The organism is Streptomyces durbertensis, assembly GCF_014156695.1.
Lineage (GTDB): Bacteria > Actinomycetota > Actinomycetes > Streptomycetales > Streptomycetaceae > Streptomyces > Streptomyces durbertensis.
Window position 1 is genome coordinate 1 of sequence record NZ_WMLF01000051.1, and the last position, 19,791, is coordinate 19,791.

At 72.4% G+C, this 19,791-nt stretch carries 19 protein-coding genes; 10 read left to right on the top strand and 9 right to left on the bottom strand.

What is annotated here, in order from left to right; genetic code table 11:
- Positions 1-749, bottom strand: a 749-nt coding sequence (locus GL263_RS05740; RefSeq protein ID WP_182854477.1) for a hypothetical protein, incomplete at its 3' end; no start/stop codon positions are given.
- A gap of 152 nt (positions 750-901) precedes the next feature.
- On the opposite strand from GL263_RS05740, the gene GL263_RS05745 reads away from it, so the two are divergent.
- From GL263_RS05745 to GL263_RS05775, 7 genes are all read left to right on the top strand, one after another.
- Positions 902-1,726 (top strand): enhanced serine sensitivity protein SseB, encoded by an 825-nt coding sequence (locus tag GL263_RS05745; RefSeq protein ID WP_182854478.1) that lies wholly within the window; start codon positions 902-904, stop codon positions 1,724-1,726.
- A gap of 171 nt (positions 1,727-1,897) precedes the next feature.
- Positions 1,898-2,668: an enhanced serine sensitivity protein SseB C-terminal domain-containing protein gene (locus GL263_RS05750; RefSeq protein ID WP_182854479.1), complete on the top strand. Its 771-nt coding sequence runs from the start codon at positions 1,898-1,900 to the stop codon at positions 2,666-2,668.
- Positions 2,669-3,270: 602 nt separating this feature from the next.
- Complete coding sequence (locus GL263_RS05755) at positions 3,271-4,935, top strand: ABC transporter substrate-binding protein (protein WP_182854480.1); 1,665 nt, start codon at positions 3,271-3,273, stop codon at positions 4,933-4,935.
- A 96-nt stretch (positions 4,936-5,031) separates the two neighbouring features.
- Complete coding sequence (locus GL263_RS05760) at positions 5,032-6,036, top strand: ABC transporter permease (protein WP_182854481.1); 1,005 nt, start codon at positions 5,032-5,034, stop codon at positions 6,034-6,036.
- Positions 6,036-6,989: an ABC transporter permease gene (locus GL263_RS05765; RefSeq protein WP_182854482.1), complete on the top strand. Its 954-nt coding sequence runs from the start codon at positions 6,036-6,038 to the stop codon at positions 6,987-6,989. The genes GL263_RS05760 and GL263_RS05765 overlap by 1 nt, the downstream gene beginning before the upstream one ends.
- Before the next feature lie 4 nt (positions 6,990-6,993).
- Positions 6,994-8,010, top strand: coding sequence for an ABC transporter ATP-binding protein (locus GL263_RS05770; RefSeq protein WP_182854483.1), 1,017 nt, complete (start codon positions 6,994-6,996; stop codon positions 8,008-8,010).
- Positions 8,007-9,134 carry an ABC transporter ATP-binding protein gene (locus tag GL263_RS05775; protein WP_182854484.1) on the top strand — a complete coding sequence of 376 codons (1,128 nt, stop codon included), beginning with the start codon at positions 8,007-8,009 and terminating at the stop codon, positions 9,132-9,134. Before GL263_RS05770 ends, GL263_RS05775 begins: the two co-directional genes overlap by 4 nt.
- A gap of 327 nt (positions 9,135-9,461) precedes the next feature.
- On the opposite strand, the gene GL263_RS05780 is transcribed toward GL263_RS05775, so the two are convergent.
- The 4 genes from GL263_RS05780 to mnmA all read right to left on the bottom strand — a co-directional run bounded on the left by GL263_RS05780 (position 9,462) and on the right by mnmA (position 12,020).
- On the bottom strand, positions 9,462-10,085 hold the full coding sequence (locus GL263_RS05780; protein WP_182854485.1) for a trimeric intracellular cation channel family protein: 624 nt from the start codon (positions 10,083-10,085) through the stop codon (positions 9,462-9,464).
- 103 nt (positions 10,086-10,188) lie between these two features.
- Positions 10,189-10,584 carry a PIN domain-containing protein gene (locus GL263_RS05785; protein ID WP_182854486.1) on the bottom strand — a complete coding sequence of 132 codons (396 nt, stop codon included), beginning with the start codon at positions 10,582-10,584 and terminating at the stop codon, positions 10,189-10,191.
- Positions 10,581-10,820, bottom strand: coding sequence for a hypothetical protein (locus GL263_RS05790; RefSeq protein ID WP_182854487.1), 240 nt, complete (start codon positions 10,818-10,820; stop codon positions 10,581-10,583). Before GL263_RS05790 ends, GL263_RS05785 begins: the two co-directional genes overlap by 4 nt.
- Positions 10,821-10,889: 69 nt before the next feature.
- A complete protein-coding gene (mnmA, locus tag GL263_RS05795; RefSeq protein ID WP_182854488.1) occupies positions 10,890-12,020 on the bottom strand; it encodes a tRNA 2-thiouridine(34) synthase MnmA in 1,131 nt (376 codons plus the stop codon).
- Positions 12,021-12,120: 100 nt separating this feature from the next.
- On the opposite strand from mnmA, the gene GL263_RS05800 reads away from it, so the two are divergent.
- Positions 12,121-12,825: an N-acetylmuramoyl-L-alanine amidase gene (locus GL263_RS05800; RefSeq protein ID WP_182854489.1), complete on the top strand. Its 705-nt coding sequence runs from the start codon at positions 12,121-12,123 to the stop codon at positions 12,823-12,825.
- Positions 12,826-12,841: 16 nt separating this feature from the next.
- On the opposite strand, the gene GL263_RS05805 is transcribed toward GL263_RS05800, so the two are convergent.
- Positions 12,842-14,011 carry a cysteine desulfurase family protein gene (locus GL263_RS05805; protein WP_182854490.1) on the bottom strand — a complete coding sequence of 390 codons (1,170 nt, stop codon included), beginning with the start codon at positions 14,009-14,011 and terminating at the stop codon, positions 12,842-12,844.
- 71 nt (positions 14,012-14,082) lie between these two features.
- Positions 14,083-14,967 carry a non-homologous end-joining DNA ligase gene (gene ligD, locus GL263_RS05810; protein WP_182854491.1) on the bottom strand — a complete coding sequence of 295 codons (885 nt, stop codon included), beginning with the start codon at positions 14,965-14,967 and terminating at the stop codon, positions 14,083-14,085.
- A 41-nt stretch (positions 14,968-15,008) separates the two neighbouring features.
- On the opposite strand from ligD, the gene ku reads away from it, so the two are divergent.
- The gene (gene ku / locus GL263_RS05815; protein ID WP_182854492.1) at positions 15,009-16,109 is read left to right on the top strand and encodes a non-homologous end joining protein Ku; all 1,101 of its coding nucleotides are present in this window, start codon (positions 15,009-15,011) and stop codon (positions 16,107-16,109) included.
- Between the two features lie 55 nt (positions 16,110-16,164).
- Here the strand turns inward: ku and GL263_RS05820 are convergent, their stop codons facing one another.
- Both GL263_RS05820 and GL263_RS05825 read right to left on the bottom strand, forming a co-directional pair.
- A complete protein-coding gene (locus GL263_RS05820; protein WP_323379262.1) occupies positions 16,165-16,812 on the bottom strand; it encodes a DUF1963 domain-containing protein in 648 nt (215 codons plus the stop codon).
- A gap of 141 nt (positions 16,813-16,953) precedes the next feature.
- A complete protein-coding gene (locus GL263_RS05825) occupies positions 16,954-19,485 on the bottom strand; it encodes an NACHT domain-containing protein (RefSeq protein WP_182854493.1) in 2,532 nt (843 codons plus the stop codon).
- 59 nt (positions 19,486-19,544) lie between these two features.
- Here GL263_RS05825 and GL263_RS05830 point away from each other — a divergent pair.
- Positions 19,545-19,791 (top strand): methionine biosynthesis protein MetW (locus GL263_RS05830; protein WP_323379263.1); only part of this gene is annotated, 247 nt, incomplete at its 3' end.

Consider the following 19,791-nt stretch of genomic DNA (forward strand, 5'->3'; position numbering starts at 1 on the left):
GTCTCGGGGCGTACGACACCCGGACGCGCGATGTCGGGGCGCGCGAGGTCGGGGCGGCTGGCCTGGGGGCGGGCCGTGTCGGGCAGTGCCGCCCCGGGGACGTCCGGGATGCCGGGGGTGTCCGGGATCTGCGGAAGCTCGGGGATCTCCGGGAGGTCGGGGATCCCGGGGATCTCCGGCAGCTCCGGCAGGCCGCCGACGATCGACTCCAGCAGCCCGGTCAGCAGCTTGGTGACGGTCTCGACGATCTTGCCGAGGTCGAGGGACAGCAGCGCCTCCAGCAGCGCGCCGAGATCCGCCGGGGCCTGCGCGGCGCGGGTGGCCGGGTCGGAGGCGAGGGGCGCGGCGCCGGTTGTCGCCCGGTGCTGCGCGAACGCGCGGGTGATCGACTCGGCGTGCCGGTCGGCCTCGGCCTGGGAGAGCCGCGTGCCGTCGCCGCGCAGCGCCGTCGCGAGCAGGTCCTCGACGGGCGTGAGCACGCCCGTGGCGTCCGGCACCGACCGGGAACGTTTCAGCAGCGCCTCGGCCCGCGGCGCGGTGTCGGCGCGCGGCGCCGTGGCGCCCGCTCCGGCGGCCTCGGCGGTCCGCAGCGCCGCGGCCACCGCCGAGTGCCGCTCCGCGGTGGCGCGTTCGACCGCCCGCTCGGCGGCGGTCGTGCCGTCGGCCGCGACGGCGCCGGTGGCTCCGAACGTGAGGGAGCTGATGAGGGCGGCGGCCACGACGCCGGATACGGCCGTCTTCTTCTCCATGGGGACTGACTCCTCGGGTACTGCTCGCTACTGCGGGTGGGGACGATCTCCACGGTTGAACCGACCGCGACGCTCCGCAAGCGGAGAGTGTCCGAGGGTGAGCATTCGGGTGAGCCGGGGTTGTTGTCGGTGGCCACCGCTAGGGTTCTGGCATGACCGTTCCACCGCAGGCGCGGGATCCGCGCGACATCGACCCGGCGGCCTCGGGCAGCTGGCCGGGCAACGAGCTGGAGGAGACGCTGGCGGCGGCGTTGGGCGCCGCGGACGCCGGCGGCCGGCTGCTGGAGGTGCTGGGCCGCAGCAGCTTCTGGGTGCCGCTGCCGGAGGGCGGCGGCCCCGACAGCCAGGATCTGGCCCTGCCGACGGTGCAGTTGTCGGACGCCCCCTACGTGCCGGTCTACAGCTCGCGGGAGCAGTTCGAGGCCTGCGTCCGGATGGCGATGCCGTTCGCGGTGGTGCCGGCGCGGGAGTTCGCCCGCGGGCTGCCGCCGCAGGTGGGCATCGCGGTGAACCCGGAGGGTGCGGTCGGGGTGCCGCTGCCGCCGGAGGCGGTGGCGGAGCTGTGCAAGGAGGGCGGCACCGACGAGCTGACGGGCGTGCGCGGCGGCGCGCGGATGCGGCTCTTCGAGCCTGACTGGCAGGACGATCCGGTGGACTTCCTCGCCGCCGCCGGCATGGAGTTCGCGCGGCTGCCGCAGGTGCGCACGGCCCGCCGCGGCCTGGCCAGCGCCGAGGGCGACCCGCCGGCGCTTTTTGTCGGCGTCGAGCTGGACCTGCTGGAGCCGGAGTCCCGGCAGACGGCGCACGACGCGCTGGCCCGCGCCCTGCACCAGGCGCCGGTGCGCTGGCCGGTGCAGCTGGTCCTGCTCGACGCCGCGCAGGACCCGGTGGTGGACTGGATGCGCACCTGCGTCCGCCCGTTCTACGACCGGCAGGCGCGGTCCGCGTCGCCGGGGGCCACTGGGGCGGGAGTGTGACCGAGTACACGGGAGTGCAGCTGAGTACGCGTACTCAGCGCGCCCGGCTCGGAATGAGTATCGGTATGAGTAGCGCGGGCGTCCCCTTCGCGGCTCGTAAGCTGGTTTGATATTCGGGCGGGGGCACGTCGGTGCCCGCAGCAGGCACCAAGCGGAGAAGGGCGGGCCGACGTGAGCGCGGGTGAGAGCGTCGAGGATCTGCTGCGCCAGGTCTCACCGGGGCAGTACGACGCGTACGAGGCGCTGTTGCGCGCGCTCGGCGACGCACGGCTGTGGATGCTTCTCTGGCAGGGCGGGGCCGGAGCGCCCGACGCCCAGTACGGCAACATGGAGGTGGGCGGCCACGGTTACGTGCCGTGTGTCACCTCCGCCCAGGAGTTGGCCGCCTCGGGATGGGACCGGGCGCACGAGGTCGCGGTCGGCCGGGAGGTCGCCGGCGCGTTGTTCCCCGGCCGTTGGGGCCTGTGGCTGAACCCGCACGCGCCGGGCGGCGGGGTCGGCGTGCCGTGGCTGGACCTGCGGCGTGTCTGCGGCGGCCTCGACGTACTGCCCGCGGGGCCGCTGCGGCTGAGCGAACCGAGCCTGGAGATCCCGGCGTTCTACGCGCAGCTCACCCACGGCGCGCAGTACACCCCGTCGGTGCGCAGCCTGCGCCGGGCGTGGGTGCAGCCGGCGGTCGGGGCGCCCTATCTGGTCATCGGCCTCGACCTGTACGACGGCAGCCCGCCCTCGGTGGAGGCCGTGCAGCAGATGATGCGGCGTTCGGTGAGCGCGGTACCGGAGGGGCTGCCGGTGTCGACGGTCCTGATGTCGGACGAGTACGACCCGGTGGCCATGTGGTTGCGCGCCAACGCCCGCCCGTTCTTCGACCGGGACGCGCAGGGCGCGCCCGCGCCGGCCGCCGCCCCGGGCTACGGCTACGGTTACCCGCGCGCGTACTGAACCACGCGAGCCGCGCGTCCGCACGTGAGCGCCCGGCCGCGCCGCGCGCCGGTGCGCGCGGAGCGCGTTCCCGTGCGCCCTTCCGTTCCGCGCTGCCGTGCACGTCCCGAGGGTGCCTGCCGAGCATCGTGGAGTGGTGCGGGCGTGCCTGGCCGAGCCTGTCCGTGCGTGTACCGGCCGGGTGCGGGCCCGGCGAGCCTCAACAGGACCGCGGCGGGGCGCTCCGGGCCGCGAGCCGGGTGTCACGTCAGCCTGATCGTCTGCTCCGCCTGGCTGGGCATCACCCCACCGAGCCGTGGGCCTGTGGGTGTCGGGCCGGACGCCCGCGCGTGGTGTCGAACCGCGCGTCCGCGCGTCGCGTCGCGCTCGCCGCTTCCGGCGCCGGCTACTCAAAGTGCCTGCGTACAGCGGGTTTCTGAACCGCCGGCAGGTGGGCGACGCGCCCCGGATGGGCGGTATGGACCACTTGGGTCGGGCCGCCGAGTGGATCTGGGTCTCAGCTCGGTATCACCGACATGCGGACGGTTCACACCTATGTAGATGCACAGTAATGTGCGGGCGACCAACCGGTATGCACCACCCACTGACCCCTGAGGTGGACCATGCGAATTTCCAGATCCAGGGTCGCCAAGACGATCGCGGCCACCCTTGCGGTCGGTGTGATCGTCACTGCCTGTGGCAGTGAGCGCGGCCAGGAGGACGACGGCGGCGGCAAGCCGTTCGTCTTCGGCGCGGCGGGCGACCCCCGCTCGCTCGACCCCTCGCTCGCCTCCGACGGCGAGACCTTCCGAGTGACCCGTCAGGCCTTCGAGGCGCTGATAGAGCACGAGCCCGGCGGCTCAGAGATGGCGCCCGGGCTCGCCGAGAAGTGGTCGAGCAACGACGGCGGCACCGAATGGACGTTCAACCTCCGCAAGGGCGTGAAGTTCCACGACGGTGAGGACTTCAACGCCGCGGCCGTCTGCGCCAACTACGACCGCTGGTACAACTGGAAGGGCGTCTACCAGTTCGACGCCATCTCCTACTACTGGCAGAAGGTCTTCGACGGCTTCGCCGAGAACGAGAACAAGGACCTGCCGGAGAGCAACTACGCCGGCTGCGAGGCCAAGGACGACCACACGGCCGTCATCAAGGTGAACAAGGCGACGGCGAACCTGCCGGGCGGCTTCTCCCTCCAGGCGTTCGCGATCCACTCGCCGAAGGCCATCGCCGCGTACGAGAAGGACAAGCCCAGCGGCGCCGCCGACTCGATCAACTACCCCAAGTACACCCAGGAGGCCGGCACGGTCGCCGGCACCGGGCCTTTCAGGATCGTCAAATGGAACAAGGGGAACAAGGAGATCTCCCTTGAGAAGTTCGACGACTACTGGGGTGACAAGGCCAAGGTCGACAAGCTGGTCTTCCGGACGATCGACACCGAGGACGGGCGCCGCCAGGCCCTGCAGGCCGGCAACATCCAGGGCTACGACCTCGTCGCGCCCGGCGATGTGAAGAAGCTCGCCGACCAGGGCTTCCAGGTCCCGGTCCGGGACGTCTTCAACATCTTCTACCTCGCGTTCACCGAGGAGCAGAACAAGGCGTTCGCCGACAAGAAGGTCCGGATGGCGATCGCGCACGCCATCGACAAGGAGAACATCGTCAACACCCAGCTGCCGGACGGCGGCAAGGTGGCGACGCAGTTCATGCCGGACACCATCGAGGGCTACTCGGACAAGATCCAGCCCATCAAGCACGACCCGGAGCAGTCCAAGAAGCTGCTCGACGAGGCGGGCGTGAAGAACCTCAAGGTCGACTTCTGCTACCCGACCGAGGTGACCCGCCCCTACATGCCGGCGCCCGCCGACATCTTCCAGATCATGAAGTCCGACCTGGAGGGCGTGGGCATCAAGGTCACCCCCAAGCCGATGAAGTGGAACCCGGACTACATCGAGACCACCCGGGACGGCAAGTGCGGCCTGTACCTGCTCGGTTGGACCGGTGACTTCAACGACGGCTACAACTTCATCGGTACCTGGTTCGGCGGTTACCAGAAGGAGTGGGGCTTCCGCGACAACACGGTCTTCAAGGCCGTGAAGGCGGCCGGCGCCGAGCCGGACGTCACCAAGCGCGTCGAGCTGTACAAGAAGGCCAACGAGGTCATCATGGACTACCTCCCGGGTATCCCGATCTCCTCCTCGCCCCCGTCCATCGCGTTCGGCAAGGACGTCAACCCGCCGAAGGTCTCCCCGCTGACGCAGGAGAACTTCGCCGAGGCCTCCTTCAAGTAACGCCGGAACTCCGGTACTTCGCGCACGTCACCGCCCGGCCACGACCTGCCGTGGCCGGGCGGCCGTGCCCTGTGACAAGAGAAAGGGGGAACGAGCGTGCTGCGTCTTGTGATCCGAAGACTGCTGCAACTCATTCCCACCCTGTTCGGCCTGTCGGTGCTGCTGTTCCTGTGGCTGAACAAGCTGCCCGGCGGGCCCGCGGCGGCCATGCTGGGCGAACGGGCGACCCCCGAGGCCAAGGCGAGGGTGGAGGCCGCACTCGGGCTCGACCAGCCCCTGTGGGTGCAGTACGGGCGGTTCCTCGGCCGCCTGGTGAAGGGTGACCTCGGCACGTCCTCGCAGACGGGTCAACCGGTGCTGGACGAACTCGTGTTGAGGTTCCCGGCCACCGTCGAACTGGGCCTGTCGGCCATCCTCATCGCCATCGTCGTCGGCATCCCGCTGGGCTACTTCGCGGCCCGCCGCCGGGGCAGCTGGCTGGACGTGACGGCCGTGTCCGGCTCGCTGCTGGGCATCTGCATCCCGGTGTTCTTCCTGGCGTTCCTGCTGCGCATGGTGTTCTCCGTGCACCTGGGCTGGTTCCCGGCCTTCGGCCGGCAGTCCACCGGCATCAACGCCACCGAGGTGACCGGCTTCTTTGTCCTCGACGGCATCCTCACCGGCGAGTTCGACGCCGCCTGGGACGCGATCAACCACCTCGTCCTGCCGGCACTCGCGCTCTCCTCGATCCCGCTGGCCATCATCGTCCGCATGACGAGGGCCAGCGTGCTGGAGGTCCTCGGCGAGGACTACGTGCGCACCGCCGAGTCCAAGGGACTCAGCAACAGCGTCGTGCGGGTGCGGCACGTGCTGCGCAACGCGCTGCTGCCCGTGGTCACCGCCATCGGCCTGCTCACCGGCGGCCTGCTGTCCGGCGCCGTGCTGACCGAGTCGGTGTTCTCCTTCGGTGGCATCGGCTCCTTCCTCAAGACCGCGATCGACGCCCGCGACTACCCGGTGCTGGTGGGCTTCATCATGTTCATCGCCATGACGTACGTCGTCATCAACCTGATCGTCGACCTCGCGTACAGCGTCATCGATCCGAGAGTGCGGGTGCACTGATGAGCACCAAGACAGACAAGATCGACCGCCTCGCGGAACTCACGGCCAGGAGCGAGACCTCCACCGGTGCCAGCCTGTGGGTGGAGGCGTTCCGGCGCCTGCGGTCCAGCAAGATGGCGATCATCGGCGCCTGCGTGATCGCGCTCTTCGTGGCGCTGGCGATCGTCGGCCCCTGGCTCGCGCCCTACAGCGCGGAGGCGCAGACCTGGCGGAACGAGGTCTTCCGCAACCAGGGCATCTTTGTCGGCCCGCGCGCCGAGAACTGGTTCGGCCTGGACCACCTGGGCCGCGACGAGTTCTCCCGCTTCCTCGTCGGCGCCCGGCAGACACTGCTCGTCGGCGTCGTCGCCACCCTGCTCGGCTTCACCGTGGGCGCGCTGCTGGGCGGCCTGTCCGGCGCGGCCCTCACCCTCGGCGGGCGCGTCGGGCGCCGGATCGACACGGTCGTCATGCGGTTCATCGACATGATGCTGGCGCTGCCCTCGCTGCTGCTGGCGGTCAGCGTCGCGGCCGTGCTCGGCCAGTCGCTGACCACGGTGATGATCGCGGTGGGTGTCGTCCAGATCCCCATCTTCGCCCGGCTGCTGCGCGGCGCGATGCTCGCCCAGGGCGGCTCCGACTACGTGCTGGCGGCCCGCGCCCTCGGCGTGCGGAAGCGGCGGATCGTCTTCTCGCAGATCCTGCCGAACTCGCTCAGCCCCGTCATCGTCCAGGCCACGCTGTGCCTCGCCACCGCCATCATCGAGGCCGCCGCGCTGTCCTACCTGGGCCTGGGCAACCCCGACCCCGCGGTGCCCGAGTGGGGCGTGATGCTCGCGCAGTCGCAGGAGTTCTTCGACGCCGCGCCGATGCTCGCCGTCTACCCCGCCCTCGGCATCATCATCACCGCCCTCGGCTTCACCCTGCTGGGCGAGGCCATGCGGGAAGCACTCGACCCGAAACTGCGGAGCTGACGCCATGCCACTGCTATCCGTGGACGAACTGAGCATCACGTTCACCGCCCGTGGCCGGCGCGACGTGACCGCGGTCTCCGGGGTCTCCTTCGACGTCGACCAGGGCCAGGTCGTCGGGCTCGTCGGCGAGTCCGGCTGCGGCAAGTCCGTCACCTCGCTCGCCCTCATGGGCCTGCTGCCCAAGCGCGGCGTGCGGCTCGGCGGCCGCGCCGACTTCGACGGCACCGACCTGCTCTCCCTCAGCCGCGACAAGATGCGCGACCTGCGCGGCTCCCAGCTCGCCATGATCTTCCAGGACCCGCTGTCCTCGCTGAACCCGGTGGTCCCCATCGGCGTGCAGGTCACCGAGATCCTCAAACGGCACCGGGGGATGAGAGGCGAGGCCGCCCGCAAGGAGGCCGCGTCCCTGCTGGACCGGGTCGGCATCCCCGACCCGACCCGCAGACTCAAGGAGTACCCGCACCAGCTCTCCGGCGGCATGCGGCAACGCGCCCTGATCGCCATGGCCGTGGCCTGCGCGCCCCGGCTGCTGATCGCCGACGAGCCGACCACCGCGCTGGACGTCACCATCCAGGCGCAGATCCTCGAACTCCTCAAGGAACTCGTCGACCAGGAGGGCACCGGGCTGCTGATGATCACCCACGACCTGGGTGTCGTCGCCGGCCTCTGCGACCAGGTCAACGTGCTCTACGCCGGCCGCGTCGTGGAGTCCGCCGAACGGCGGCCGCTGTTCGCCGCGCCCACCCACCCCTACTCGCACGGACTGCTCGGCTCCATCCCGCGACTGGACGCGCCCAGGGGCGAGCGGCTCAGCCCGATCCGGGGGTCCATCAACGACCAGATCGCCTGGTCGGACGGGTGCGCGTTCGCGCCGCGCTGCGACTTCTACACCATGGAGTGCCTGACCGGCACCCCCCAGCTCACCGAGCCGCACGCGGCCGGCCACCGGGTGCGCTGCGTCAACCCGGTGCTGCCGGACGCCGCCGGCGCGGCGGCGGACAGGACGGAGGCCGGCGCATGAGCCTGCTCGAACTCAACGGCGTGAAGGTCCACTTCCCCATCCGCAAGGGCGTCTTCTTCGACCGCACGGTCGGGTACGTGTACGCGGTCGACGGGGTCTCGCTGTCCGTCGAGGCCGGCCAGACCTACGGCCTCGTCGGCGAGTCCGGCTGCGGCAAGACGACGCTCGGCCGGGCCGTCCTGCGGCTCAACGACATCACCGAGGGCGAGGTCGTCTTCGACGGCACCGACCTGGCGAGCCTGCCGGACGAGGAGATGCGGCGCTACCGCCGCCGCCTCCAGATGGTCTTCCAGGACCCGCTGGGCAGCCTCAACCCCCGGCAGAACATCGAGTCCATCCTCTCCGAGGGCATGGCCGCCCACGGCATCGGCGCCGACCAGGACGAACGCCGGGAGAAGATCAAGGAGATCCTGGCCAAGGTCGGGCTGCCGTCCGGCTCGCTCTCCCGCTACCCGCACGAGTTCTCCGGCGGCCAGCGGCAGCGCATCGGCATCGCCCGCGCCCTCGTCCTGGAACCGGACGTGATCATCTGCGACGAGCCGGTCTCCGCGCTGGACGTCTCCATCCAGGCCCAGGTGATCAACCTGCTGGAGGACGTCCAGGAGTCGATGGGCCTGACGTACCTGGTCATCGCCCACGACCTGGCGGTCGTCCGGCACATCTCCGACGTCATCGGGGTGATGTACCTCGGCTCGCTCGTCGAGGAGGCGCCCAGCGACCTGCTGTACGCCGAACCCCGGCACCCGTACACCAGGGCGCTGATGTCGGCCGTGCCCGTGCCCGACCCGGAGGTGGAGGACAGTCGGGAGCGCATCCTGCTCTCCGGCGACCTGCCCTCGCCCGCGTCGCCGCCGAGCGGCTGCCGCTTCCACACCCGCTGCCCCTGGCGGCAGGACACCCTCTGCGCCACCGACCGCCCCGAACTGCGGGACGTCGGCGGCGGGCACCGGGTGGCCTGCCACTACGCGGCGGAGATCGCCGACGGCCGCATCCGCCGCGCCGACGAGTCCGTCCCCGCCACACCCCCCGGACCACCGTCCGGAGCCTCCGCCCAGCCGGAGGCGGCGGAAGCCGCCGGTGACGGCCCGGTGGAGCGGCGCCCCGAACCGGCCGCCAGCGAGTAGCGGCGCGCCCGCGCCGAGGCACCGCCGATGTGCCGCGCGGCCCCGGAACGTTCCCCGGCGGGGGACGGCTCCGGGGGCGGACGGCGTTCACAACAGCTCCGCTCACCCCCCTTGCGCTCGGCTCGGCCGGTCCCGGCGAGGAGCGGGCCTCGCCGCTCCCGGCCGGTCGGGAGCGGCGGCATGTCGCCCCCGGGCCCGCCGAGTCGTCTCGCGGAGGACGAGGGGGCGGCGCCCGCTCCGAACGGTGCCGCGGGCCTGAGGGGCGCCGGGCGCACGGTGTGTCGCGGCGCGTGTGCCGCGCTGCTCGGCGCGCCTCGCGCGGCCGCCTCACACCGTGCCGTGGTCCTCGTCGCGCCTGGGGCGGGGGAGGTGCAGGCCGAAGAACATCGCGGCGAGGCGCAGTGCGAAGACCAGGCCGGCGGAGACGACGGTGGCCGGGCCCTGCGCCACCTCCAGCCAGTGCAGCACCAGGTAGCACAGCGCTCCGGCGAACGCGGCCGTCGCGTACACGTCCTCCCGCAGCAGCAGCGGCGGGAACTCGCCGCACAGCACGTCCCGCACCACCTCGCCCGTCACGCCGGTCAGCACGGCGAGGATCAGCACCGCCAGCGGCGTGACGCCGGAGTCGAGGGCGGCCCGGGCCCCGATCACCGTCACCACCGCGAGGCCGATCGCGTCGACGACCAGCAGCGAGCGGTGCGGCAGCTTCCAGAACCGCAGGTAGAAGATGGTGCCGACGCCGACGCAGGCGATCACCGTCAGCAGCACCCAGTCCTGCGTCCAGTACAGGGGGTGCCGGTCGAGGATCAGGTCGCGGAGGGTGCCGCCGGAGACGGCGGCGGCGAACGCCAGGACCAGCCCGCCGAAGGGGTCCATGTTCGCCCGGTGCGCGGCGAGCACGCCGCTGGCGGCGAAGGCCGAGACGCCGACCAGGTAGAGCACGTGCAGCATGCCCGGATCATCCCACCCGGCCCGGCGAAGGCCGGGCGGCCTACCGACATGCGAGACCCCACTGGCGAGCAAGGGGCGTAGTGCGCCGCCCGCCGGACAGGACCTAGAGGCCGATGATCCGTACCCGCTGCCCACACAGTCTGACCATGTCGTCAGCGTCGGACGTGAGGACCGCCACCACCCCCGGTAGGCGCAGTGCCGTCTCGGCGACCATGGCGTCGATCGCGTACTTGTGGCCGTGTAGCCCGGCTCCCTTCAGGAGCTGAGCGCTGCGGCGAGCGGTCTCCTTGGTCACCGCCTCCACCCGGACGCGAGACAGAAGCCAGGTCAACCTCGCCATATCCACGCCGCCATAGGACACCTCGATGATCGTGGCAGCCGACATGACGACATCGACCCCGTCACGCTCGGCTTGCTCGAGGAGCCGCATCACCTTGCGATCCCGGTCGATCCACGAGGAGAAGCCCTGTGAGTCGAGCACCAGCGATTCGACGTTCACGCTGCGCGCTCCGCCTCCTCGGTCCCGTGCAGGAGTGTGCGCGCCTCGGCCATCTCCTCCTCGGTGAACTCCCCGAACTCCCTCTGGTAGCTGTCCAGCTCCTCCCGTAGGAGCCTGCGCCGCTCAGCCCGTTCGGCCAGCTCGGTGATGTAGCCGGAGACGTTGTCCGTGTGGGTCTTCATGCTCTCCAGCAGCTCTGCTGGGAGCGTGATGGTGACCTTCTTCGTCTTCGCCATCACGCGACCATACCATGGTGTTACCGGTGTGAGGGTAAAGGAACCGGCCCTTGTCAGGCCCCGCGGGCGTCAGCCCGCCACGCGTTCGCGGCGGCGGGTGGTGTCGATCGTCGCCGAACCCACTACCCTGGTGCCCTGGTACAGGACGATGGCCTGGCCCGGCGCGACGCCGCGCACCGGCTCGGCGAACTCCACCCGCAGCTCGCCGTCGACCAGTTCGGCGGTGACCGGGGTCTCCTCGCCGTGCGCCCGCAGCTGCGCGGTGTAGGAGTCGGGGCCAACCGGCGGCTCGCCGCACCAGCGCGGCCGGATCGCGGTCAGCGCGACGACGTCCAGCGCCTCCTTCGGGCCGACCGTGACCGTGTTGTCCACGGGGGAGATGTCCAGCACGTAGCGCGGCTTGCCGTCGGGCGCGGGGTGCCCGATGCGCAGGCCCTTGCGCTGGCCGACGGTGAAGCCGTACGCGCCCTGGTGGGTGCCGACCGTGCGGCCGTCCTCGTCGAGGATGTCGCCCTCGGCCGTGCCGAGGTGCTTGGCGAGGAAGCCCTGGGTGTCGCCGTCGGCGATGAAGCAGATGTCGTGGCTGTCCGGCTTGCGCGCCACCGCCAGGCCGCGCCGCTCGGCCTCGGCGCGGATCTCGTCCTTGGTCGTCGTGGTGTCGCCGAGCGGGAACAGCGCGTGCGCCAGCTGCCGGTCGTCCAGCACGCCGAGCACGTACGACTGGTCCTTGGCGGCGTCCGAGGCGCGGTGCAGCTCGCGGCGGCCGTCGTCGGTGGTCACCACCGTCGCGTAGTGCCCGGTGCAGACCGCGTCGAAGCCCAGCGCCAGCGCCTTGTCCAGCAGCGCCGCGAACTTGATCTTCTCGTTGCAGCGCAGGCACGGGTTCGGCGTCCGGCCGGCCCGGTACTCCTCCACGAAGTCGTCCACCACGTCCGCGCGGAAGCGTTCGGCCATGTCCCAGCAGTAGAACGGGATGCCGATGACGTCGGCGGCCCGGCGGGCGTCGCGCGAGTCCTCGATGGTGCAGCAGCCGCGGGCGCCGGTGCGGAAGGACTGCGGGTTGGCGGACAGCGCCAGGTGCACACCGGTCACGTCGTGCCCGGCCTCCACCGCCCGGGCGGCGGCGACGGCGGAGTCCACGCCGCCGGACATGGCGGCCAGTACACGGAGCCGCTGCTGCGGCGCGGTCGAGTCAGTCATAACACGTCAAGGGTACGGGTGCCCGGAGGCGGAACCACCCGGACGGCGCAACCGTTGTGCGCGTGACGGGACGGCGGGCGGCACCAGGGACGTGGGGCGGATGGCGGCGGAAGCGGAACGGCGCGGCGGACTCAGCCGCCGCGGCCTGGTCGTCGGCGGCGGCGCGGTCCTGCTCGGCGGCGCCGCCTACACCCAGCGGGACACCCTCGGCCGCTGGTGGTGGCGGCTGCCCGGCACCGAGAAGCCGCGCCGTGAGGGCGAGGTCGACTTCCCCGGCGCCGAGTGGGTGGCCGCCTCCCCGGCGAACTGGCGGCGGGCGAACCGGCCCGACGACTACCGCATAGACCGGGTGGTCATCCATGTCATCCAGGGCAGCTACGCCGTCGCGCTGAAGGTCTTCAGCGACCCGGGGCACCGGGCCGCCACCCACTACGTGCTGCGCACCGGCGACGGGCACGTCGCCCAGGCCGTCCGCGAGTTGGACGTCGCCTACCACGCCGGCAACCGCTCCTACAACGAACGCAGCGTCGGCATCGAACACGAGGGCTTCGTCGACCGCCCCGCCGACTTCACCGACACCATGTACCTGGCGTCCGCCCGCCTGACCGCGAACATCTGCGACCGCCACGGCATCCCCAAGGACCGCGAGCACATCATCGGCCACAACGAGGTCCCCGGCGCCGACCACACCGACCCCGGCCCCCACTGGGACTGGCCCCGCTACCTGCGGATGGTGCGCGACGCCAAGCCGGTGCCCTCCCCGAGCCCGACGCCCTCGGTGACCGAGGCAGGCGACGGCTCCTAGCAGCCCTCCGTCCGCGTCAGCTCAGACCTGCCGAGCGGGCGCGTTCGACGGCCGGGCCGATGGCCGCCGCGAGCGCGGCGACGTCCTCGGCGGTGGACGTGTGGCCGAGCGAGAAGCGCAGCGTGCCGCGTGCCAGCTCGGGGTCGGCGCCGGTGGCGACGACCACATGGCTCGGCTGGGCGACGCCGGCCGTGCAGGCCGAGCCCGTGGAGGCCTGGATGCCCTGGGCGTCCAGGAGGAGCAGCAGGGAGTCGCCCTCGCAGCCGGGGAACGCGAAGTGCGCGTTCGCCGGCAGCCGGCCCGCCGGGTCGGGGTCGCCGCCGAGTACGGCGTCCGGCACGGCCGCCCGTACCGCGTCGACCAGCTCGTCCCGCAGTGCGCCGACCTGCGCCGCGAACTCCTCCCGACGCGTCGCGGCCAGCTCGGCCGCGACCGCGAACGCGGCGGCGGCCGGCACGTCCAGGGTGCCGGACCGTACGTCCCGCTCCTGGCCGCCGCCGTGCAGCAGCGGCTCCGGCGTGTGCTCCCGGCCCAGTACCAGCGCGCCCACGCCGTACGGCCCGCCGATCTTGTGGCCGGTCACGGCCATCGACGCCAGCCCGCTGGCGTCGAAGTCGACCTCCGTCTGACCGACCGCCTGCACCGCGTCCGAATGCAGCGGGAAGCCGAACTCGGCGGCCACCTCGGCGAGTTCGCGGACCGGCATGACCGTGCCGATCTCGTTGTTGGCCCACATGACGGTGGCCAGCGCGATCCGCTCCGGGCCGCGCTCGGCGGCCGCCCGCAGCGCCTGCGGATGCACCCGGCCGACCTCGTCGACGGGCAGCCACTCGATCTCCGCGCCTTCGTGGTCCGCGAGCCAGTGCACCGCGTCCAGCACGGCGTGGTGCTCGACCGGGGAGGCGAGCACCACCCGGCGCCGCGCGTCGGCGGCGTGCCGGGACCAGTAGAGACCCTTGACGGCCAGGTTGTCGGCCTCGGTGCCGCCGCCGGTGAAGACGATCTCGCTGGGGCGCGCGCCCAGGGCGGCGGCCAGCCTCTCCCGCGCCTCCTCCACGGTGCGCCGGGCCCGCCGCCCGGCGCTGTGCAGCGAGGACGCGTTGCCGGTGTGGGCGAGCTGGGTGGTCAACTCCCGCACCGCCTCCGGAAGCATGGGGGTGGTGGCGGCGTGATCGAGGTAGGCCATGGTGACCAGATTCTACGGCGCCTCCCCGGCCTGTCAGGACGGCAGGGGAACCGCCGGTTCCGGGGTTCTGCTCACGGCGGCAGGGGAGCGGCGGCGTCCGGGTCGAGCAGCGGGGCCAGCAGGTCGCCGTCCCGCGCCACCCGCGCGGCCACGTCGTGCAGGTCCAGCGCCAGCTCCTCGGGCTTCCCGCACCCGGCGACCTCCTCCCAGGTGAGCGGCGTGGAGACGGTCGGCCGTGCGGTCGCCCGCAGGGTGTAGGGCGCGGCGGTGGTCTTGGCGTGCGCGTTCTGGCTGTAGTCGATGAAGACCTTGCCGGGCCGTAGCGAGCGGTCCATGCGGTGCAGCGCCAGGTCAGGCATGGCCTGCTGCGCGGCCATCGCGAGCGCCTTGGTGTAGCGCACGACCTCCGCCGAGGGCGTCGGCTCGATCGCCGCCAGCAGATGCAGGCCCACCGAACCGGACGTCTTCGGCCAGGCCGTCACGCCGTCCTCCGCCAGTCGGTCCCGCAGCCACAGCGCCACCCGGCAGCAGTCCACGACCGTCGCCGGCGCGCCCGGGTCGAGATCGAGGACCAGCCGGTCGGCGACCTCGGGCCGGGCCGCCCGCCACTGCGGGACGTGCAGCTCGGTGACCAGGTTCGCCGCCCACATCAGGCTCGGCAGGTCGTCCAGCACCACCTGGCGCGCGCCGGGCGCGTCGCTGCGAGGCACCGTCGCGACCGTGACCCACTCGGGGGTACCCGGCGGCACGTTCTTGGCGAAGAAGCGCTGCCCGTCAGGACCGTCCGGGTAGCGCAGGAAGCTCAGCGGCCGTCCCGCCAGGTGGGGCAGCAGCACCGGCGCACAGGTGGCGTAGTGGTGCAGCACCTCCCCCTTGGTCGTGCCGTCCGGGTAGAGGACCTTCTCCAGGTTGCTGAGGGCGATCCGCCGGCCCTCCACAAGCGTGATAGGCGGCATACCCTGAGAATCGCACAAAGAGCGCGAATGGGGTGATCCGGGTGCGGTCCATCTGGAAGGGCTCCCTGTCCTTCGGTCTGGTGAGCATTCCCGTCCAGCTCTACGGGGCGACCGAGAACCACAGCGTCAGCTTCCACCAGATCCACCTCGCCAACGACTGCGGCGGCCGCATCCGCTACCGCAAGGTCTGCGAGATCGAGGAGGTGGAGGTGCCGCCCGAGGAGATCGGCAAGGGCTTCAAGGCCGACGACGGCACCACCGTCCCGCTCACCGACGAGGACCTGTCCTCCCTGCCGCTGCCCACCGCCAGGACGATCGAGATCCTCAGCTTCGTCCCGGCCTCCGAGATCGACCCCATCCAGCTCGACCGCGCCTACTACCTGGCCACCGACCACGCCGCCGCCGCGAAACCGTACGTCCTGCTGCGTTCCGCGCTCACCCGGACGGGGAAGGCGGCCGTCGCCAAGTTCGCCCTCCGGGGGCGGGAGTCCCTGGGGCTGCTGCGCGTCGTCGACGACACGCTGGTGCTGCACTCCATGCTCTGGCCCGACGAGGTCCGGTCCGCCGGCGGACTCGCCCCGGCCGAGTCCGTCACCGTCCGCGACGCAGAACTCGACCTCGCCGAGACGTTGATGGACTCCCTCGGCGACCTGGAGTGGGAGGACCTGCACGACGAGTACCGCGAAGCGGTGGAGGAACTGGTCACCGCCAAGCAGGAGGGCCGCACCCCCGAGGAACCGGCCGCCGCGCCAACCGGAGGCAAGGTCATCGACCTGATGGCGGCGCTGGAGAGCAGCGTCGCCGCCGCCCGGGAAGCGCGCGGCGGCGACCGCGAGGCCACGGTGCACGAGCTGTCGGCCGGCCGCCGGAAGGCGGCGGGGGAGGAGGAGGCCGGCGAGCGCAAGCCCGCGAAGAAGGCGGCTTCTTCCAGGAAGGCCGCGTCATCGAAGAAGTCCGCCTCCGGGAAATCCGCCTCCGCGAAGAAGGCCCCGGCCAGGAAGGCCGCCGAGAGCGGCGGAGGCCGGACCGCGAAGAAGGCCACGGCCAAGAAGACCGCCGCGAAGAAGGCCACGGCCAAGAAGACCGCCGCCGCGAAGAAGACCACCGCCAAGAAGACGGCGAGCCGCAAGCGCGCCTCCTGAGCGCGGCGGCCCGCCGGTCGGTGCCTGCCGGTGGCCGCCCTGCCGGTCGGCGCCCTCAGGACTGCCAGAGGAACGCGGCCTTCGCGCAGTCCTCGCAGACGAACGCGTAACCGCAGCCTCCGCCGCCGAAGTTCGCGGACGTCTCGTGGTGCCGCCCCTCCTCCAGCTGCATCGCCAGGTCCATCAGCCGACCGCAGGACGGGCAGTCCGGCGTCTCCTCCCCCTGCAGCCAGCCCGGCTCCCCGCCGAGCTGCCCCAGCGCCTCGCGCTGCGGCCGGCCGGTCCGCTTCGCCCAGCCGGTGGACGCCTCGTAGTAGTCGTCGCTGTCGACGCGCTCGTAGCCGAAGACGCTCACCTCGCCGAGCTTTGTCGCCCCCTCCTCCGGCGCGCGCACCGGCGAGGGCAGCTCCTCGGCGGGGAAGACGTAGGCGGCGTTCCCGCCGGCCGTCGGATCCCACTCCTCGCACATGCCCGGGTCGTTCTGGCACATGAACACGGCGAGCAGCCCGCGTCCACCCACCTCGCCACGGCCGGCGTGGCGGCCGAGATCGTCCAGCGGCAACTGGGCCAGGAACTGCATCGGCCCCTTGCAGGTGGCACACGACGGCCAGCTGAAGTCGCCCGAGTTCAGCGGCAGTCCGCCGGTGCGGCCGACCGGGGAGGTCTCCTCGCCCGGCCCGGCATAGGTCATCAGTGTGATCACCCCCACCACGATAGGACTTCCGCCCCCACGCGCCACCCGGCGCGCGCGAACCGGCCACGCCGTGCGCGTTCACGCCCCGCCGCGCAACTCCGCGAGCCGGCCGAGTGCTTCCGCCGCCGAGTGCCGTTCTGCCGCGCGCGGTCAGTCCGGGCGGGCGGTGAGAGTGAGGTGGGCGGGGATCGTCGGGTCGTTCGCCGGGGGCGGCTCGGGTAGGACCAGGGTGGTCAGGAGGGGGAAGCGGTGCAGCCAGCGGCCGCCGTTCTCGGTGGGCCGGTAGCCGCCGGGCAGCCACAGGGCGGTGAGGCGGTCGCGGTCGAGGAGTTCCAGCAGTTCGGACGGCCGGTAGTCCGGGGCGGCGACCTGCACCCGGGACCGGCCGCCGAGGGCCCGCAGGGCGCGCAGGTGCGCGGTGTGGTGCGCGGTGAAGTACAGCCCCTCCCCGGCCAGCCCGGAGACGACCTCCTCCGCGTAGCGGTCGGTGTCGAACCGGTACCAGGACCAGGCGAGTTGGCGACGGACGGCCAGCGAGGGGTGGTCGCGGTAGCGGGCCAGGAGCGGCAGCGCGGCCTCGCTGCCGAGCCGCGTCGCGACGAGCACCACGTTCAGCGCCACCTCGTCGGACAGGCCCTCCGGGCCGGGCAGCAGAGTGAGCGCCGTCGGTGCGCCGAGATCGATCAGCGTGCGCACCGCGCGCCCGTCGCGCGGCGGCACCAGCGGCGCGGTGAACTCCTGGACCCGCCGCCGGACGCCGTCGTCCAACCCGGCGGCGTCCGGCAGGCAACTCGCCGCGAGCAGCCCCCGACGGACGGCGGCCGGTGAGGGCTGCTCGCTCTCGTCAACGGGCAGCAGCCCTGCTACGAGCCTCGTCTGCTCGTGCGGCTCGCCGAGGGCGACGGCCATCCGGACCACGTCCTCCCACTGCGGTCGGTGGGCGTTGACCAGCAGCATCGGGAGGTCGCCCTCCTCCAGGGCGGCGCGGGCGGCGAGATGGTCCTGGAAGCTGCGGTGCGCGAAGTGCACCCGGCCGGGCGCCGATTCGCGCAGCAGCCCGGAGCGGGACAGCAGGTGCTCCAGCACCACCTCGGGCCCGCGCTCGGTGTCGTCAAGCGCCCGGCCTATCTGCCGCAGCGCGTCGGAAGTCGCCATCTCCGACTGGTGGTTGCGCATCATCCAGTGCGCGAGCCGCTGGAGCAGACGTAGCCGGGTGTCGCGGTCGAGAGACCCACCGGCGACCGGTACGCCACGCTCGTCGTCCCGTCGCTCCAACAGCAGATCGAGCGCCGCGTCATACAACTCGCGGCGCTCGAACGGGACTTCGCCGCCGCTGTGGCGGTTGAGGGCGCAGAGCAGGGCGCACAGCAGCGGGTGCACCGCGAGCTGTGCCAGCGCGGGGTTCATCAGCACCGCCTCGTACAGTGCGCGACCCGCCGCCGGGTCGGCGCCGGCGGCCGTGTGCCACCGGTTGATCAACTCCCGCACGTCGCCGGACGCGAGCGGGGCGAGCGTCAGCTCGTCGAAGCGCACGTCGGCCAGCCATTCCTCCCGTACGGCCGACGGGCGGGCGGTGACAACCCACCGGTTGCCGGGGAAGTCCCGCACCAACTCCCGCAGCCAGCGGCGTGTCGTCTCGCGCTGCTCGGCCGGTATCTCGTCCACGCCGTCGACCAGCAGCAGGCCGCGCCCGGCGTTGAGCACCCGGTCGGCCCAGCCCGCCGGCTGGGCGCCGGCCAGCGGACTGCGCACGGCGTGCAGGAAGCGGTCCGGGGTGGGCGGCGTCCCGCCCGCCAGCACCCGCCGCAACGGCAGCAGGAACGGAACCCGGCCCAGCAGCCCGGGCGGTGCGGGCCGCTCACCGCTCCCGACGGCCGTCAACGCCAACCACTGCAGCAGCGTTGTCTTCCCGGCCCCGGCCGGCCCGCGCAGCACCACACGCTCCCGCGCGGCGAGTGTCCGCGTCACGGGTGCCGGCGGCTCCACGCCGCTCGCCGCCTCCAACGGCACGTACGCCGCTTCCAGCGGCCACTCACGCACGCTGCCGCCGTCAAGGCCGTGGATCGTCAACTCGCCGTGCCGGTTGCCGACGTGCTCCGCGTACCGCTGCTCGAAGCGGGCGTCCTCGGCGAGCGGGGAGGGCGTGCGCTCCAGCAGCAGGGCGGTGTCCGCCGCGAGCCCCGCCAGATCGCGGGAGTGCTCGACGAGCGTCCGGTTGGCAAACGTCGAACGGCTGGCGAAGAACTCCAGCACATGCGCGCAGACCGCCGTCAGCAGTGGCTCCAGCAGAGCGGCCGCGTCGGCCGAAAGCCCGCCGTCGGGCCGGGGCAGCCGCGCCGCGAGCGCCGCCGCGCCCAGCCGGACCGCCTGCACCTCGTCCATGTCGAGGTCGCCGAGCCCGGACAGCGCCGTGGCGAGCGCGTCGGCCAGCTCCCGCCGCAGCTCCTCGGGCAGCGTGTCGTACGGCCCGCGATCCCGGGCGGAACGCTCGACGGCCTCCTCGGCGAGCTTCCGCAGATCCCGCTCGCCAAGCGTGCGCTTCTCCCCGCCCAGTGTCAGCCACGCCCCCAGCCGCACCGGCCGGTCGACCAGGCCGGCCCCGGGGCCGGCCCGCCGCACCAACCGCCTGACCAACGGCACAACGGCGGCGGACGCAAGACGCGCGACGACAGCGGGTTCCATGCCCGAGATCCTAGGCCGAGCGCCGCTACGCTGAGCCGATGGCCAACGGAGGTGCGAGGGTGGGTACTTCGGGCGAGACGTTCCTACGGGACTTCCACGCGGTGCGCCCAGCCGTGACGTCGGAGGTGATGGCCGCCGGGCGGGGCGCCGACGGCCGATCCAGCTACGCACTCGTCCGCGACGAGGTCGGGGACGCCGAGCGGGTCCTCGACCTCGGCTGCGGAGACGGCCACCTGCTCGAACTGCTGGCCGTGACCGGCCGCGACCCGAGGTGCCTCGCCGGCGTCGACCTCTCCACCGCCTCCC

Coding starts and splice junctions, on each gene's coding strand:
- ligD (WP_182854491.1), bottom strand. CDS start 14,967: ATGCCGCCTATCACGCTTGTGGAGGGCCGGCGGATCGCCCTCAGCAAC.
- GL263_RS05805 (WP_182854490.1), bottom strand. CDS start 14,011: ATGGCCTACCTCGATCACGCCGCCACCACCCCCATGCTTCCGGAGGCG.
- GL263_RS05825 (WP_182854493.1), bottom strand. CDS start 19,485: ATGGAACCCGCTGTCGTCGCGCGTCTTGCGTCCGCCGCCGTTGTGCCG.
- GL263_RS05755 (WP_182854480.1), top strand. CDS start 3,271: ATGCGAATTTCCAGATCCAGGGTCGCCAAGACGATCGCGGCCACCCTT.
- GL263_RS05765 (WP_182854482.1), top strand. CDS start 6,036: ATGAGCACCAAGACAGACAAGATCGACCGCCTCGCGGAACTCACGGCC.
- GL263_RS05780 (WP_182854485.1), bottom strand. CDS start 10,085: ATGCTGCACGTGCTCTACCTGGTCGGCGTCTCGGCCTTCGCCGCCAGC.
- mnmA (WP_182854488.1), bottom strand. CDS start 12,020: ATGACTGACTCGACCGCGCCGCAGCAGCGGCTCCGTGTACTGGCCGCC.
- GL263_RS05800 (WP_182854489.1), top strand. CDS start 12,121: ATGGCGGCGGAAGCGGAACGGCGCGGCGGACTCAGCCGCCGCGGCCTG.
- GL263_RS05745 (WP_182854478.1), top strand. CDS start 902: ATGACCGTTCCACCGCAGGCGCGGGATCCGCGCGACATCGACCCGGCG.
- GL263_RS05790 (WP_182854487.1), bottom strand. CDS start 10,820: ATGGCGAAGACGAAGAAGGTCACCATCACGCTCCCAGCAGAGCTGCTG.
- GL263_RS05775 (WP_182854484.1), top strand. CDS start 8,007: ATGAGCCTGCTCGAACTCAACGGCGTGAAGGTCCACTTCCCCATCCGC.
- GL263_RS05770 (WP_182854483.1), top strand. CDS start 6,994: ATGCCACTGCTATCCGTGGACGAACTGAGCATCACGTTCACCGCCCGT.